12 protein-coding genes are annotated in these 16,458 nt (G+C 61.2%); 5 read left to right on the top strand and 7 right to left on the bottom strand.

The genetic code is table 11. The features are described from left to right. Positions 1-47 precede the first annotated feature (47 nt). Entirely contained in the window at positions 48-3,599 is a 3,552-nt protein-coding gene (mfd, locus tag HW554_RS03400) for a transcription-repair coupling factor (protein ID WP_176906943.1), read from the bottom strand. 233 nt (positions 3,600-3,832) lie between these two features. Here mfd and HW554_RS03395 point away from each other — a divergent pair, with 233 nt between their 5' ends. The 3 genes from HW554_RS03395 to HW554_RS03385 all read left to right on the top strand — a co-directional run bounded on the left by HW554_RS03395 (position 3,833) and on the right by HW554_RS03385 (position 6,618). Next, entirely contained in the window at positions 3,833-4,048 is a 216-nt protein-coding gene (locus tag HW554_RS03395; protein WP_176906942.1) for a hypothetical protein, read from the top strand. Between the two features lie 185 nt (positions 4,049-4,233). After that, positions 4,234-4,974 (top strand): metal-dependent hydrolase, encoded by a 741-nt coding sequence (locus tag HW554_RS03390; RefSeq protein ID WP_176906941.1) that lies wholly within the window; start codon positions 4,234-4,236, stop codon positions 4,972-4,974. Positions 4,975-5,604: 630 nt separating this feature from the next. Continuing rightward, entirely contained in the window at positions 5,605-6,618 is a 1,014-nt protein-coding gene (locus HW554_RS03385) for an NYN domain-containing protein (RefSeq protein WP_317170460.1), read from the top strand. A gap of 154 nt (positions 6,619-6,772) precedes the next feature. Here HW554_RS03385 and HW554_RS03380 read toward each other — a convergent pair whose 3' ends face one another. Together HW554_RS03380 and HW554_RS03375 are read right to left on the bottom strand one after the other, a co-directional pair. Then, positions 6,773-7,243 carry a PaaI family thioesterase gene (locus HW554_RS03380; RefSeq protein ID WP_176906940.1) on the bottom strand — a complete coding sequence of 157 codons (471 nt, stop codon included), beginning with the start codon at positions 7,241-7,243 and terminating at the stop codon, positions 6,773-6,775. 80 nt (positions 7,244-7,323) lie between these two features. Next, entirely contained in the window at positions 7,324-7,791 is a 468-nt protein-coding gene (locus tag HW554_RS03375; protein ID WP_176906939.1) for a GNAT family N-acetyltransferase, read from the bottom strand. Positions 7,792-7,922: 131 nt separating this feature from the next. Between HW554_RS03375 and HW554_RS03370 the strand changes: the two genes are divergently transcribed. Then, the gene (locus HW554_RS03370) at positions 7,923-8,411 is read left to right on the top strand and encodes a YajQ family cyclic di-GMP-binding protein (RefSeq protein ID WP_176906938.1); all 489 of its coding nucleotides are present in this window, start codon (positions 7,923-7,925) and stop codon (positions 8,409-8,411) included. 132 nt (positions 8,412-8,543) lie between these two features. Here HW554_RS03370 and HW554_RS03365 read toward each other — a convergent pair whose 3' ends face one another. The 4 genes from HW554_RS03365 to HW554_RS03350 all read right to left on the bottom strand — a co-directional run bounded on the left by HW554_RS03365 (position 8,544) and on the right by HW554_RS03350 (position 13,255). Further along, entirely contained in the window at positions 8,544-9,332 is a 789-nt protein-coding gene (locus HW554_RS03365) for a J domain-containing protein (RefSeq protein WP_176906937.1), read from the bottom strand. Continuing rightward, a complete protein-coding gene (locus HW554_RS03360) occupies positions 9,329-9,745 on the bottom strand; it encodes a hypothetical protein (protein WP_176906936.1) in 417 nt (138 codons plus the stop codon). The genes HW554_RS03365 and HW554_RS03360 overlap by 4 nt, the downstream gene beginning before the upstream one ends. A gap of 122 nt (positions 9,746-9,867) precedes the next feature. Beyond that, positions 9,868-12,567, bottom strand: coding sequence for a T9SS-dependent M36 family metallopeptidase (locus HW554_RS03355; protein WP_176906935.1), 2,700 nt, complete (start codon positions 12,565-12,567; stop codon positions 9,868-9,870). A gap of 145 nt (positions 12,568-12,712) precedes the next feature. Next, positions 12,713-13,255: an RNA methyltransferase gene (locus tag HW554_RS03350; RefSeq protein WP_176906934.1), complete on the bottom strand. Its 543-nt coding sequence runs from the start codon at positions 13,253-13,255 to the stop codon at positions 12,713-12,715. Positions 13,256-13,572: 317 nt separating this feature from the next. On the opposite strand from HW554_RS03350, the gene mutS reads away from it, so the two are divergent. Then, positions 13,573-16,299 (top strand): DNA mismatch repair protein MutS, encoded by a 2,727-nt coding sequence (mutS, locus tag HW554_RS03345; RefSeq protein WP_246285092.1) that lies wholly within the window; start codon positions 13,573-13,575, stop codon positions 16,297-16,299. The last annotated feature ends 159 nt before the right edge of the window (positions 16,300-16,458 follow it).

Raw genomic sequence — 16,458 nt, 5'->3', positions numbered from 1 at the left:
TATAGCTATTGAGCTATGAAAGATGCTGTACTCTTGTATAAAATTCCCTACACCCCCACCGGCTCCTCGCTGCCTAGCTCGCTGAGCAGGCGCTTGGCGGCGGCTACGCTGGTCACGTTTTCGAGGCTGAGGATGAGCTGCTGCTTGCGCTCCTTTAGGGTGGCCGAGTTGGGGTGGGTCTGCACATAGGAGAGGATGTTGCCGAAGGTGTCGCTCTGGAAGTAGGCCGCGTTGTTTTCGGCCGCGATGTAGCCTTTGAGCACGTTCTTCTTGTAGGTGAGGCGCTCGAAACCGGCGTGGCGGCCCTGCCAGCGCAGGCGCACGATGTCGGCCAGCTGCTCCACCTCCTCGGGCAGCGGGCCGAAGCGGTCGACCATGCCGGCCAGCAGCTTGCGCAGCTGCTCGGGGCCTTTGGCGCGGTCCATTTTGCTGTAGAGCTGCAGCCGCTCCGACACGTTGCTCACGTAGCCGTCGGGAATCAGCACCTGCAGGTCGGTTTCGATGCTGCACTCGCTGGGGCCGGCCGTGGCGGCGGCCTGCTGCAGGCGCTGGGTGGGGTCGCCGAGGAACAGGTCGCGGAACTCGGTTTCCTTGAGCTCGGTCACGGCCTCGTCTAGAATCTGGTGGTAGGTTTCGAAGCCCAAATCGTTGATGAAGCCCGACTGCTCGCCGCCCAGCAGGTTGCCCGCGCCCCGGATGTCGAGGTCGCGCATGGCCACCTTGAAGCCGTCGCCGAGGTCGGAGAACTCCTCCAGCGTGCTCAGGCGCTTGCGGGCATCGGAGGGCAAACCGGCCACCGGGGGCGTGAGCAGGTAGCAGTAGGCCTTTTTGTTGGAGCGGCCCACGCGGCCCCGCATCTGGTGCAGGTCGCTCAGGCCGTGCATGTGGGCGCGGTTGATGATGATGGTGTTGGCGTTGGCAATGTCGAGGCCGCTTTCGATGAGGTTGGTGCTCACCAGCACGTCGTAGTCGCCGTCCACGAACTTCATCATGCGCTTTTCGAGCTGGTCGCCCTCCATCTGCCCATGAATGTAGGTGATGCGGGCGTCGGGCACGAGGCGCAGAATCATGGCGGCCATTTCTTCGATGTCCTTCACGCGGTTGTGCACGAAAAACACCTGCCCGCCGCGCTTCACCTCGCGGGCCACGGCGTCGCGAATCAGCAGCTCGTCGAATACGTGCAGCTCGGTTTGCACCGGCTGGCGGTTGGGCGGCGGCGTGGCAATCACGCTCAGGTCGCGGGCGCCCATCAGCGAGAAGTGCAGGGTGCGCGGAATGGGCGTGGCCGAGAGCGTGAGCGTGTCCACGTTCACCTTCAGCTCCTTGAGCTTGTCCTTGGTTTTCACGCCGAATTTCTGCTCCTCATCGATAATGAGCAGGCCCAGGTCCTTGAACTTGATGTCCTTGTTGGTGAGGCGGTGGGTGCCGATGAGGATGTCGGTTTTGCCCTCGGCCACCCGGCCCAGCGTCTCCTTTATCTGCTTGGTGCTCTTGAAGCGGTTCACGTACTCCACCGTTACGGGTAGGTTCGAGAGCCGCTCCCGGAACGTTTTGTAGTGCTGCATGGCCAAAATGGTGGTGGGCACCAGCACGGCCACCTGCTTGCCATCGGCCACCGACTTAAACGCGGCCCGGATGGCTATTTCCGTCTTGCCGAAGCCCACGTCGCCGCATATCAGCCGGTCCATGGGGTGGGGCTGCTCCATGTCGTGCTTCACGTCTTCGGTGGCCTTGCCCTGGTCGGGGGTGTCTTCGTAAATGAAGCTCGATTCGAGCTCGGCCTGCATAAACGAGTCGCGGGCGAAGGCGTGGCCGGGGGCGGTTTTGCGCTTGGCATACAGCCGAATCAGCTCGGCGGCAATGTCCTTCACCTTCTTCTTAACGGCCTTTTTCTTGTTTTCCCACTCCGGCGAGCCCAGCTTGCTCATGGTGGGCGGCGTGCCCTCGGCCCCGCTGTACTTGGCAATCTTGTGCAGGGCATGAATGCTCACGGTCAGCACGTCATCATCCCGGTAAATCAGCCGGATGGCCTCCTGCATCCGGTCGTTGATTTCGACCTGAGTGAGGCCCGCGAACCGGGCAATGCCGTAGTCCTGGTGGGTTACGTAGTCGCCGGGCACCAGCGTGCGCAGTTCCTTGAGGGTGAGGGCTTTTTTCTTGGAGAACTTGCGGCCCTCCTGGGCCCGGTAAAACCGCTCGAACAGCTGGTGGTCGGTGTAAACGAGCAGCTTGAGCGTCTCATCAATGTAGCCCTCGCGCAGCCCCAGCAGCAGGTGCTGGAACTGCACGTTGTTGTCCAGCTCGTCGAAAATCGTGCGCAGCCGGTCGGCCTGCCGCACCGATTCGGCGGCAATGATGTTGGTGTAGCCGTTGAGCTGGTTTTCGTGCAGGTTCTTTACCAGCCGCCCGAAGTCCTTGTTGAAGCTGGGCTGGGGCTTGGCCGTGAACGTGAAACTCTCGCCGGTTTTGAAGTAGAACCGCTTGCCGAACTCGGCCACCGCAAAGCCCTCCAGCAGCTTCTTAAAGCTCTTGCCCGACTCAAACAAATCGTCAGGCTTGCTCACAATCTGCATGCCCGCCGCCCCAGCCATCAGCTGCTGAAAGTTGGCCTCGGCCCGCTCAAACGACTCGGTTACCACGTCCAGGGTCTGGCGCAAATCCTTGGCCCAAATGGCCGTATCGCCCGGAATAAAGTCCAGAAAAGCCTCCCGTGTCTCCTGCAGCAGCTTGGTCTGCACGTTCGGGATGATGCTCACCTGGCTTTTCTTATCCACCGAAAGCTGGCTCTCGGGGTCAAACGTGCGAATCGTCTCCACCTCATCCCCGAACAGCTCGATGCGGTAGGGCAGCTCGTTGGCGTAGCTGAAGATGTCCACGATGCCGCCGCGCACCGCAAACTGGCCGGCCTCGTACACGAAGTCGCTCCGCTCGAAGTCGTACTCGGCCAGCATCTCGCTGATGAAGTTCACGTCGAGCTTATCGCCCACCTTCACGATAAACGTGTTGGCCACCAGGCTTTTCTTGTTGATTACCTTCTCGAACAGCGCCTCGGGGTAGGTAACGATGAGGGCGCCGTTTAGCTCCTTCTCCTTCGGCGCAGGAGCATCCGCCGATTCCGCCTTGGCAAGTCCGTTAAGTGAGCTTTTGCCAGGAGCTGCCGTCGCCGCTGCTTTGGCCGTAGTCGGGGGTGCTGCCTCATTCTGGGTACGCGTATTCAACCGATTGAGCACCTCGGCCCGCATCAGCACGTTGGCGTTTTCCGTCTCGTCGAAGGCGTAGGGGCGCTTGTAGGAGCTGGGGAACATCAGGGGTTCCTCGTCGGGCAGCAGGTGCTGGAGGTCGGCCAGGAAGTAGGCCGCTTCCTCGCGGTCGTGGAGGATGAAGAGCTGGGGCTGCTGGGGGTAGTTGTGGTGCAGCGCGGCGGCCAGCACGGCATCCTGCGAGCCTACTAAGCCGCGCAAATGCAGGCGGGCAGGAGCAGCCTCGGCCTTATCGGCGTCCTTGCCGAGCGAGCGGCGGGTGGCCGGGTTGAGGCGGGCGCCCACGGTGAGTACAGTGGGGTCGAGGAGGTAGAGCTTGAGGAAGTCGGAAACCTGCAAAGGGCGGGGCGGCTAAAGCGAAAATCAGGATAACGGCGCGGCTAAAATAGTGCAGCCGGCAACGGTAGAAGCCCGGCCGGGAGCAAAACCGGTCGGGCAGTACGGGCACATGGCGCGGCTCGCGCGCTAGTCAATACCACGGCCGGCCCCGGAAAGTTTCCGCAACTTTTGCCGGTTCCCTTCGTACCTTCCCTCTTCACGCGGCACCGGGGCCGAGCTCCGCACCTAAAGCTATGGCAGACAAGCAGACAGCAGCAGGTAGCAACGAGGAGTGGAACGGCATGGTGGAGCAGCTACGCCTCATCAGCGAGCATGTGCGCCAGGATGGCCCCCTGCCCCGGCAGGAGCAGTCGGAGGCAGAAGATGCCTTCCGCCAGTGCCTCACCCACCTCGAAAACGAGGTTCAGGATATGCACAACGGCCTGAAAGGCAGCGGCGGCAGTTTTTAGCGGGTAGTAGTGAACAAAAGAACGTCATGCTGAGCGAAGGCGCAGCCGCAGTCGAAGCATCTCTACCGCATTAGTAATTACTGACGATTGGAATAGCATTTCGGTAGAGATGCTTCGACTGCGGCTGCGCCTTCGCTCAGCATGACGTTCTTTTGTAACCGTTAATCCCCTCACAACAACTAAAATTGCGCGGTTCTTCTCATTTGGCCATTGGCCTGATTACCGGTGTAGCCGTGGCGGGTCTCGTGCCAGGCATACCGTTCTCGCCGGCCGGCATTGCCCTGGCCGGCTTCTCGGCCCTGGCCCCCGACCTCGACCACCCCGCCTCACGCCTGAGTAAGCGCCTCGGTTTCGCCCAGAACTACGTGCGCTGGGCCTTTATATTAGTGGCCGCCGTGGTAGCCGCCTACGCGCAGTGGCAGCTCACGCCCGGCGCCGACCGGCGGCTGGCCTTCACGGTAGCCCTGGCCTTCGGGCTGGTGGGCGCGGCCATGCAGGGCGACTCCACCCGCAAGCTGGCGCTGCTCTTTACCGGCCTCTGCACGGTGGTGGCGGGCCTCTACACCGGCTTCGTGTGGCTGAGCATGCTGGGCTGCTTCATCTCCCTGGCCCCATTCACCAGCCACCGTTCCTACACTCACACGCTCTGGGCCGCCGCCGCCTGGACCTACATCGGGCACCTGGCCAACCAGAGCCTGGGCTGGCACGGCGTGGCCCTGTTTGCGGGCGGCGGCTACGTGTCGCACCTGCTGGCCGACTCGCTCACCAAGGCCGGTGTCAAGTGGTTTATGCCCCTGGCCGATGCGAGCCTGGGAATCCCACTCATCCGCACCGGCTCCAAAAGCGGCAATCTGCTCGAAGTCGTTATCTGCGTCGCCTACGCTGTGCTCGTGCTGGCTCTAATCGTAAGTCGTCTGCAGTTTTAAGCGGTTGGTCCGGCGGTATTGCCGGTTGGTGCGGCCAGGCGGTTGGCTTGCTGCAACAGTATCCCGGGCCATAAAATAGGGCGATTGGCCGAATTTCCCGGCCGGGCACGCCCCTGAAACGTATCTTTCGGTACAGGCAAGCTCACAAACTTCGCAGTCGGCGGGGAAACTGGAGGAATGGATGCTAATTGGACTTAACCAGGAAAAGCCGGCAGAATCCGGTGGCTGGAAAAGCAGTCGGCTACGGCCAGTTAAGGAATATTAAGAAATTAGTATTCTGCAGATTGGCTTAAAAGCCGGCGATGTTTTAGTATTGCACTGTAGTTAACGATAACTTCATAGCATGCTCTGCCAATCAGTTCCTGGTAGCTGCCTCACAAATAGTCTATGGTCGCCTAGCATTCATGCTGTCAGCCAATTGCCCGGCTAAGCAGCGTTCAGCATGCCTCACTCCGCTGCCGGCAGAGTACGGGCGCTGTATTGCCGCTATGGATTATTACCATATCGTAACCTCAACAAGCTGTACCTTTGCACCGGCTTCGGCTCCGAAGACGGTCAGTTGTTCTCTCACTCATCCACAACCGTTTCGCTTACTTTTTTCGCGCTTAACCAGATTTCTTTATGAACCAGATGAATAGCCCGCTGATCAGGATTGGTATTTTTTATGACGGAAATTATTTCCTGAAAATCAGTGATTACTACTACTTCCAGCACGATCGTAAAGCCCGCATCAGCCTCGAAGGCCTGCATGAGTTTATCCGGCATCAGGTAGCCGAGGAGGAGGACGTAGACGTGCGTCTGAGCCAGATCATCGACTCGCACTTCTTCCGTGGCCGCCTCTCGGCTACCGAAGCCCGCGACAAGGACCGGCTGTTCCATGACCGGCTGCTCGACGATATCCTCATGAATATGGGCATCGCCACCCACTACATGCCCCTGAAAACCCGCGACGGCCGTCTGCAGGAAAAGGGCATCGATGTGTGGCTTTCGCTCGAAGCCCTGGAGCTGTCCATCCACAAGAGCCTCGACGTGGTGGTGCTTATTGCCGGCGACTCGGACTACGCGCCCCTCATCAAGAAGCTGAACACCGTGGGCACGCGCGTTATGCTGCTCAACTGGGACTTTAAATACACCGATTTTAAAGGCGAGAACCGCGTAACGCGCGCCTCGCAGCAGCTACTCGACCAGGCTACCTACCCGGTGCAGATGCACGAAATCATCGACCAGGGCCTCACCGATGGTGACGACCTGATTGAGTCGCTGTTCGTGAACACGCCCGAGCCGGCCGCTTTCCCCAGCACCAAGCCCGTGCGCCCCACCGGCCCCACGGCCGCCGGCCCGGTTGGTACCATCGGCATGAGCACCATCAAAAACCTCAAAAACGGCTTCGGCTTTGTGGTGATGCCGCCCAACAACCTGTTCTTTAGCTACGCCGATATGTCGGAGGGCGACTTCAACGAGCTGCAGGAAGGCGACTGGGTGGAGTTCACGGTGGGCCGCAACCACCGCGACGAAGACTGCGCCCGCAACGTGCGCAAAGTCGATGCCCCCGAAATTCCGGATGGTGCAGAGGACGACGACGACGATAACTACGGCGACGAGCACGAGGAACACGAATCGGCCAGCTCGCCCGAGCGCCTGTAGTTTTTTGGAGTTGTTAGCTGAGAGCTTCTAGCTGTTAGCCTTCGTTCAGAAGCCCCAATAATTCAACAAAAAGAAGGCCCCGCACTCAATCGAGTGCAGGGCCTTCTTCGTTTTTCAGCTAACAGCTAACAGCTAACAGCTAACAGCTAACAGCTCAGGCAGTGCCGGGGAACAGCAGGTCGCGGAAGTCGCGCTTGGTGGCGGGGTAGCGGTTGAAGGTGCCCAGGCCGCGGGCCACTACCAAGTTGTCGCGGCTGGGGCAGCGAATGGTCGTGGTGGTGACGAGCAGGGTTCTGCCGGTGTGCTCGATGCTGCCGTGGGCCTCCAGCTCGTCGTGCAGGTATACCGGATGGAAGTAGTTCATCTTGAATTCGACCGTAGAAACCAGCTCGCCGGCCGTGAAAGCCAGCGAAAGGGCCGCCGCACCCAGCGCCGCATCCATGAGGCCCGCCAGTACGCCGCCGTGGCAGGTGTTGGGCGAGGAGAGGTGCTCGTCGAGCACGCGCATGGTGTAGCGGATGTTGCCCGGCTGGTCGACGTGCAGCATCATGCCGTTGGCGCGGCCGTAGTGGTTGATTTGGTTGTAGGTGGCAATGAGGGCACTGATATCGAGCGAACTATTCATGAGAATGAAACGGGGTGGACGAATAAAGGCAGGTGTTCTGCGGTATCTGTAGCCGATTTAGGCTACTGGCTGGCGGCTATCTATGGGGCTTCGGTGTTGTCGCCAACCAGCTCCCTACGCATCAGAAAGTGCGGAATGCGGCCGAAAAGCATGTGCGAAGGTGCCACTACTGCGTAACCGGCTCGTTCGTAAAACGGCACGGCTTCGGCGCGGGCGTGGAGCACTATTTCGTGCAGCTGCTGCTGCCGGGCGGAGGCTTCGAGGTGTGCCAGCAGCTGTTGGCCTACGCCGTGGCCCTGCCAGGCGGGTGCCACGGCCATAAAGCGCAACTGCCCCTGCCCCGGCCCCGAGGAATGCAGGCGGCCCACACCAATGGCCTGAGTGGTGTCGGCGGGGGCCAGGAGTAGGGCGTGGGTGGTAGTGGGCGCGTCGTCGTCGGGGGCGCGCTCCGAGCCGGGGGGCTGCTGCCAGGGCTGGCGCAGCACCTCGTAGCGGAGGCGGTAGTAAGCCGCCCAGTGGGCCGGCGTGTGGGGCGTGATGATGGACATGAGCGGCACCTAAATACGGGAATAATGCGCAAAGCCTGTTGTCATCGGCCGGCCGGCGGCGCGCCCTTATCTTTGCCACCTGTTTCTGCGTTAAGGCAGTGTCTACTCTTTCTTCACTTTTTCCTCTTCCTATGCCCTCCTTCGATATTGTAAGTAAAGTTGATCCGCAGACCCTCGAAAACGCGGTGAACACGGCCAAGAAAGAGCTCCAGACCCGCTACGACCTGCGCGATACTAAAGGCGGCATCGAACTCGATAAGAAAACGAACGTCATCACCCTCACCTCGGAAAACGACATGCGGATCCGGGCCCTCGAAGACATCGTGCTCACCCGCCTCGTAAAGCAGGGCATCGATGGTACGGCCCTCGACTTCACGGAAGAGGCCCACGCCAGCGGCACTATGATGAAGAAAGCCGTGAAAGTGCGCGCCGGCATCGATAAAGACGCGGGCCGCAAAATCATCAAGGCTATCAAAGACGCTAAGGTGAAAGTGGAGGCCCAGATGCAGGATGACCAGGTGCGGGTGTCGGCCAAGAAGATTGACGAGCTGCAGGCCGCCATTGCCGCGCTTCGCAGCGCCGACATCGGCCAGCCCCTGCAGTTCGTGAATATGAAGTAAGCAGAAGAGCCTGGCTGGTTGCCAGTTTTCGGAGGGCCTCACCGCGCCACAATGAGCCGTTACTACGGCTGTTTGGTGCGGTAAGGCCCTTTGCTGTGTACACACCAGAACTGAAAAAGTATGGCCCTGCTCCTAAATCATCAGCAGGCAGATGCCCAGGAAGAGCAGGCCGACGCAGTTGACAAAGCCGGCCGAAAAGGCTTGGTCGGGGCGAAGCCCACCGGACAATACTGCGCCAGCCGTGACCAGCACCACTATTGAAAGCAGCCGAACCAGCTTAAACGTATTAACGGTGAGGTGGCTGCCCTGCGATGCGCCCGACGTTACCTGTACTGACCTGATCTTGCCCAACCAAGGCGTCCGGGACACTTCCAGCAGGTCACCGACCGCCAGATCCACATTTTTCCAACCTCGGATGAGGGTATTGCCGGTAGAAACCGTGAAACCGTAGTTGCTGTAAAAGTCAGCTGCCTGCACGCGCTCATTTGGCAGTAACTCTGAGCGTTGACAGTCCAGTAGCACGGCTAAGGCGAAAAGCACGCTCACCACGGCCACCATTCGCAGCTTCGGCAGGGCCCAGGCGAACTGCTTCGCATACAGCACATGCGGCGGGGGCGCATGTGGCCGGCGAGGCCGGGCCGCCGGGCTGTGGGCTCTGGGGCCCGGCGGCGCATTGGGGGCGGGCGGCGGGGCCGGAGCGCGGGGCGGGGCCCGCCACTCCAGGGCGGCATCGTAGTTGGCGCGGCGACTGGGGTTGCTCAGCACCTCGTAGGCCTCGTTCACGGCTAGGTACCGCGCGTGGGCAGCCGGGTCGGGCGTGCGGTCGGGGTGCGTCAGCCATACCAGTTTGCGGTAAGCCTGTTTAATATCGGTAGCCGAGGCGCTGGCGGGCAGGCCCAGCATGGCGTAATGCGTACTCATGGGGCCACGCTCAGTGCAACTACAACATCGGTCTGGTCCAGTACCCGGCGGGTGGCCAGCTCCAGCAGGCGACGGTTGAGTTCGGAGCGGTTTTGACGATAGAAGGCCAGCTCGGCTTGCGTGAATTGGCCGGTTATCAGCCCCACCACTGTATAGCGCAGCTTGGTGTTGCGGCCCAGCAGCCCAGTCAGCAGCCGGAGCCGGTCGGCGGGGTCGGCCGAGGCCAGCGGCACGTGGTGGTCGCGCACAAAATCGGCCACCACGGCCAGCAACAGTGGGTTCTGGAGCTTGAGCACGGGCCGCAGGGTGGCGTGCAGAAAGTCGCCGGCCGTAGCGGGAGTGGCGGCGGTTTCGGCAGCTACGGTGGGCCGCAGGCCCTGCAGGGCAGCATCGGGACGAGGGAAGTCGGGCATCGGGAGCAAGATAGAAGGAAGCGGGGCATTGCGCCCGCCTTGGATGGACGGTGCTGGTAGCAACAAAAAAAACGCCCGGCAGGCTGCCGGGCGTTTTTTCAATTTAAGATCAAGGGTAGTGCTTAGTGTTGCACCAGCAGCTTCTTGGTAAGCGTGCCTTCCGAGGTAGTCAGGCGTACCAGGTACAGGCCCGGTGCTACCGAGGAGGTGTTCACCGTCAGGCCATCCTTTTGCAGGCGGGCCGCCGAAATAGTCTGGGTGAATACGCGCTGTCCGAGTACCGAAACCAGCTCTACCTGCACCGGCACCGAGCTGCTTACCTGGGTACGGATGAGCACTTGGTTGCTGGCCGGGTTAGGGTACACGTCGAGAAGAGCGGCGTTGAGCTGCTTGTTGTTGGCGAGTACCACGGTTGGCATATCGAAAGCCACCTTCTGGTCGGTAAGGCTGCTGCTGCTGCCCTGGCTGGCGCTGAAGCCCATACCGCGACGAGCGAATACACGCCAGATAAGCGCCGAGTTGGCCGCCTTGTTGTTCACCGAGTCAGCCTTCAGAATGGCGTTGCGGCCATCGATGAAGCCTGGGCGGCAGGGCTGAAGCTTGAGGCCGTCAATCACCAGCTGCAGGGCAATGTTGTTGCCGCCGGTAGAAGACTTCAGGTCGGTATTGTAGCCATGCTTGGCAATCAGCTCCCAGTTCAAATCCCAGAGGGTAGTAGCCCAAATGTAGCCAATGGCATGTACCGGGTTGGTACCGTCGGCGGCAGTAACGTAGCTGCCGGTGCCCAGCAGGGCATAGGTAGCAGGGTTGATTTTCATGTCGGTGCTGTAGCGGGTGGGCCGGATGCCGCCGCCATCAGTGGCCTCGAACGAAGCGTAGGTGCCAATGCCGCGGCCGGTGGTGCTCACGTCGCCGGGCTTGGTAGTCATCCAGAGCGCAAAGAAGTCGCTCCAGCCTTCACCCATCTGCTCGGCGCTATTGAGGCAGCTAACGTTAGGGCCGCCGGTCAGGCGGGTCGAAATGCCGTGGCCATACTCGTGGGCAACAATGCCGTTGTCAAAGTCACCATCACGGTAAAACACCTGGCCCGAGGCAGAAATAGTAACCTCCTGGCCGGCGCGAGCTGCAATCTTCAGCTTCTCACCTTCGCTTTTGGTGATGAAAACCGATGGAATCCGCAGGCCAACGCTGTCGGGGGCCGCGCCGCCCATGCGGGTGAGTGTGGTAGAGTTCGGAATGCTGTCCATCATGATAACCATGCGGGCACCGGCATTCTGCGCGTTCTTAATTTTCAAAGCGAAACCGCACTTGCCGCGCTCAATCAGGGCAATATTGCCGCTGATGGCCGCCGCATTCACGAGCGGCGAGTTGCAGCCGCGCTCGGGCTTGGCCGAGCCATCGTCGGCTACAACCAGCTTGCCCGTGATGGGCCCCACGGCCTGCAGGCTGCGGCCCAGTGAGCCTTCCAGCGCGTTCAGTGGGCCGGCCAGCGTGCTGGGAGCCGTAACGGCCACGTTCAACTCCGAACGGTCCCACAGGTACATTTGCATGCGGGGACGGCTCCCGTCGAGGGGTGTCGAGAAATTGGCGTTGTTGAGCCGGACGGGCGAAGCCGTGGAGGCGTCCTGCGCTTCGGCCTGCACGTAGTCGGCACCTTTGCCCTGGCCGGTGTAGTTGTTCGCCTGGAAGTTTCCGCTGGCTTCGTCGAAGCCTTTTTTGGCCATTACGTCGTGCATCAGGTTGTTCCAGAAGAACAGGTTGGTGATGGCGAGGTCCTGGTTTTTCTTCGCAGGGGCGTTCTTCGAATCATCAAACGGGTAGTCGAAGATCAGGTCTTTGCCACCGTCGGGGCTGTAGTTGGTGCTTGCGGTGTTGTTGTTGTTAGGCGAGTCGTCGTAGGAGTGTACGTTGTTGCCGCGCGTGGTCGTGTACTCGGCACCGGTTACGCCGTCGGTATCATGCCAGCCGAAGGGCGAGTACTTCGGGTCGGCGGGGTCAGTAACCACCTGCCGCGGGCCATGAATGGGGCTTTCAATCGTCAGGGGCCACACGTTGTAGCTATTGGGCGCGGCCGTTGGCCGGGCCGGGGTGGCGGGCGTAGCCTTGATAGCCGCCGCAACCGTTGCCTGGGTCAGGGGCCGGGTCAGGTTCATCATGCTGAAATCGTCCGACACGGTGTAGTCGCTTTTGTCGAGCAGCACGCCCGATGAGGCGTCTACCCGGGCGTTCCAGTAATGGTCGCCGCTGAGCGGGGCCAGCGTTACATCCCACACCAGCCGGAGCGAGCCGTCGGCCAGTGGCAGGTACATGAGCTTGGCCGGAATCTTATCCAGCGAAATTCCTCCGTTGCTGAACTCCATACCCTCGGCAGCCAAGCCGGCCTTGAGTACCGTAAGGTTGCCGGGTGCGGGCATGCCCAACGCACGGGCGGCAGCTCCTACCGCCTGCTGGGCCGAGAGGCCGGGCGTGGGTGCCGCGCCGCGGGCGAGTACTTCGATGCCAGGCTGGAAGCTGCTGTGCAGGCTTACCACCTTGCCGGCGGCCGTCAGGTGCACGTTGGCTACGGCTCCGTACACCTCAATGCCCTGCACCCGCTGGCGCAGATACACGTGGGTAACACCGTTGCGGGCATCGGTGTACTGGCTGGTTACAGCCGCGTCGGCGGCATCGGTGGCTACCAGGCCGAGGCTGGCTGCGCGGTTTTGCAGCGCCTGCAGACCCCGGTTGTCGGAGGTAGCATTCTGGGCGGCGGCCAGGCTGGGTAGGGCCAGCAGAGCCGCAACGGCCAGTGCCCGGGCCGCAGGAGTAAAAGTTGGGTTCATTAAGCGGGTGTAAATAGGTGCTAAGCTACAGAAGTGAGCCACGGTGGCTATTCCTGATTCCAAACTTACGCCCAATCGGGGTATTATTTAGCGTAATTTTAAAAAAGATTACGGCATTTTATATCCTTTTCAACAGGCCAGCGCATTAACTGGATTTTTGGCGATTCATGGCACTTATGAACTCCCACAGGACCACGCCCGCCGCCACGCTCACGTTGAGGCTGTGCTTGGTGCCGAACTGCGGGATTTCCACTGCCGCGTCGCAGAGCGCCAGCACCTCGTCCTCTACCCCAAACACCTCGTTGCCCATCACCAGAGCATAAGGCTGGTCGGCGTCAATGGCAAAGTCGGGCAGTAGCACACTGGTGGTGGTTTGCTCCACGGCTATCAGCATATAGCCGGCGGCCTTCAGTTGGTGCAATACCTCCGGGGTAGTGGGCGCATACTCCCAGGCTACCGAGTCGGTGGAGCCCAGGGCCGTTTTGGTGATGTCGCGGTGGGGCGGCCGGCCGGTGATGCCGCAGAGCCAGATTTTCTCGACCGCAAAGGCGTCGGCCGTACGGAAGGCCGCGCCCACGTTGTGCAGGCTGCGCACGTTGTCGAGCACGAGGGTGAGGGGGAATTTTCGCGTATTTTTGAAGTCGGCCACCGTCAGCCGGTTCAGTTCGTCCATCGAGAGTTTGCGCATCCGGCAAAGGTAGGAACGCCCGCCGGGCCGCAGGGTGTTGAGAACGAATCGGTCTGGGTCGAACAGGCAAACAGCACGTCATGCTGAGCGAAGGCGAAGCATCTCTACCACAACGCTAACCTATTCGGCTGCAACGAAGCGGTAGAGATACGGTAGAGATACGGTAGAGATGCTTCGGCTTCGCTCAGCATGACACGCCCCTTTACTGACAACCGGGAACTATACAAGATCAACTGAAATTGAAAGTCATTAAAGAAAAGAAGCCCGTCCGCACGCACGGTACGCTGGGGCCCGCCCCGGTGGCCGATACGCCGCTGATGAAGCAGTACCAGCAGCTCAAGCAAACCTACCCCGGCGCGGTGCTGCTGTTCCGGGTGGGCGACTTCTACGAAACCTTCGGCGAGGATGCCGTAACGGCTTCGCGCATCCTCGATATCACGCTCACCAAGCGAGGAGCGGGCACGGCTTCGGAAACCCCACTGGCCGGCTTCCCCCACCACTCGCTCGATACGTATTTGCCCAAGCTGGTGCGGGCCGGGCAACGCGTGGCCATCTGCGACCAGCTCGAAGACCCCAAGCAGGCCAAAGGCCTCGTGAAGCGCGGCGTAACCGAGCTGGTAACGCCCGGCGTGAGCCTGCACGACAACGTGTTGGAGCGCCGCGCCAACAACTACCTCTGCGCCGTGCATTTCGGCAAACAGGAGGCCGGTATCAGCTTCCTGGATATCAGTACCGGCGAGTTTCTGGTGGCCCAGGGCACCATTGAGTACCTGGGTAAGCTCCTCCAGAATTTCCAGCCGGCCGAGGTGCTGTTCTGCAAGAAAAGCCGCCAGGAGTTCGAGGAGCATTTTGGCCCCGACTATTGCCACTTCGCCCTCGAAGAATGGGTGTTTGGCCACGACTACGGCCACGAGCTGCTCACGCGCCACTTCAACACCACCTCGCTCAAGGGTTTCGGCATTGATGGGCTGCGCGAGGGCATAACCGCCGCTGGCTGCGTGCTGCATTACCTGGCCGAAACCAAGCATACCAATGTGAGCCACATCGGCAGCATCGGGCGGCTGGAGGAGGATAAGTACGTGTGGCTGGATCGGTTTACGGTGCGCAACCTGGAGCTGGTGCAGGCTCAGCACCCCGGCGGCGTGCCGCTCATCGATATTCTCGACCAGACCATAACGCCCATGGGGGCACGGCTGCTGCGCAAGTGGGTGGTACTGCCCCTCAAAGAGGCGGCCCAGATTCAGCGCCGCCTCGACACCGTGGACGCCCTGCTGCAAACTCCCGAGCTGCTGGAAAACCTGCAGCAGCACCTGCGCCAGATCAACGACCTGGAGCGGCTGATTTCCAAGGTAGCGGTACGCCGCATCAATCCGCGCGAGCTGCTGCAGCTGGCCCGCGCCCTCGAAGCCATCGGCCCCATCCGCGACGAGCTGGCTGCCTCGGGCGTGAAGGCCCTGCAGAAGCTGGCCGAGCAGCTCAACCCCTGCGCCACGCTGCGCGAGGAAATCCAGGCCAAAATCCGGGAAGACGCGCCTATCCTCACCAATCAGGGCGGCGTGCTGCTCGATAATATTGATGCTGAGCTGGATGAACTGCGCCGTATGGCCGGCTCTGGCAAGGATTACCTGTTTAAGCTGCAGCAGGAAGCCATCCGGGAAACCGGTATTTCCTCGCTCAAAGTCGCCTACAACAAGGTGTTTGGCTACTACCTCGAGGTAACCAACTCGCACAAAGAAAAGGTGCCGGCCACCTGGATTCGGAAGCAGACGCTGGTGAATGCCGAGCGCTATATCACCGAGGAGTTGAAGGTGTACGAGGAGAAGATTCTGACCGCCGAGGAGCGACTGTTCATCATCGAGCAGCGCATCTATACCGAGCTGGTGCTCACGGCCGCCGAATACGTGCCCCAGGTGCAGCAGAACGCCCGCGCCATCGGCGTAGCCGACTGCCTGGCTTCCTTTGCCGCCATCGCCCGCCAGCACCGCTACGTGAAACCCGTGGTCGATGACAGCACGACCCTCGACATCACGGCCGGCCGCCACCCCGTGATTGAGCGCCAACTGCCCCCCGGCGAGCAGTACATTCCCAACGACCTGCGCCTCGACCAGGACGAGCAGCAGATTGTGGTGATAACGGGCCCCAACATGGCCGGTAAATCGGCCCTGCTGCGCCAAACGGCCCTGATTGTGCTGCTGGCCCAGATTGGCTCCTTCGTGCCCGCCGATGCTGCCCACGTCGGCGTAATCGACAAGATTTTCACCCGCGTAGGGGCCTCCGACAACCTGAGCAAGGGCGAAAGTACCTTCATGGTGGAGATGACCGAAACGGCGTCCATTCTCAACAACCTGTCGGATCAGAGCCTGGTATTAATGGACGAAATCGGGCGCGGCACGAGTACCTACGACGGCATCAGCATTGCCTGGGCCATTGTGGAGCACCTGCACAATTCGCCCCGGGCGCGGGCCAAAACGCTGTTTGCCACCCACTACCACGAGCTCAACCAACTGGCCGCCGACTGCCCGCGGGTGCGCAACTACCACGTGGCCGTGAAGGAGGCCGACGGCCGCATCCTGTTCCTGCGCAAACTGCGCGAGGGCGGCTCCGAACACAGCTTCGGCATCCACGTGGCCCGCATGGCCGGTATGCCCACGGCCGTCGTGCTGCGGGCTAATGAAATCATGCACCACCTGGAGCAGGAGCGGGCCTCTACCGGCGTCGAAACCGACCAGCCCACCGAGTTTGATGACCTGTTGGTGGGCCTCAACGATGACACTGACGACGCTTCCGGCGGCAAAGTGGTGCCCCTGAACGGCCGCGTCACCCCCACCGAGGTACGGCAGCGGCCAGCGGGTCCTAAGGCTCAGCCGACCGCCGCCGTACATTCGGCCCCGCGCCCCAGCCTGCAGCTCAGCATGTTCGAGCCCGCCGACCCGGCCCTGGAACGCCTGCGCGAACTGTTGGAGAAGCTGGATGTGAACACGCTAACGCCCATCGAGGCCCTCCTGAAGCTAAACGAGCTGAAGCTGGCGGTGGGCGGCAAATAACCCTGTGCACCGGCGGCCCGGCTTGGTTTTTGGCCGGTCGGGCTGCCGGCCCAGGACAAGTTTCGGTAATGGCAGCGCCCGGGGATGAAAAATTTTCTGCCTGAAAATCAAAGCAAAAGCCTTTAAACGGCCCGAATCAACCGGTTTTTTTAGGGCCGG

The sequence above is a fragment of the Hymenobacter lapidiphilus genome (assembly GCF_013377885.1).
In the GTDB taxonomy this organism is placed as follows: domain Bacteria; phylum Bacteroidota; class Bacteroidia; order Cytophagales; family Hymenobacteraceae; genus Hymenobacter; species Hymenobacter lapidiphilus.
The sequence above is the reverse complement of the archived record's forward strand: the minus strand, read 5'-3'. Positions and strand labels throughout refer to the sequence as shown.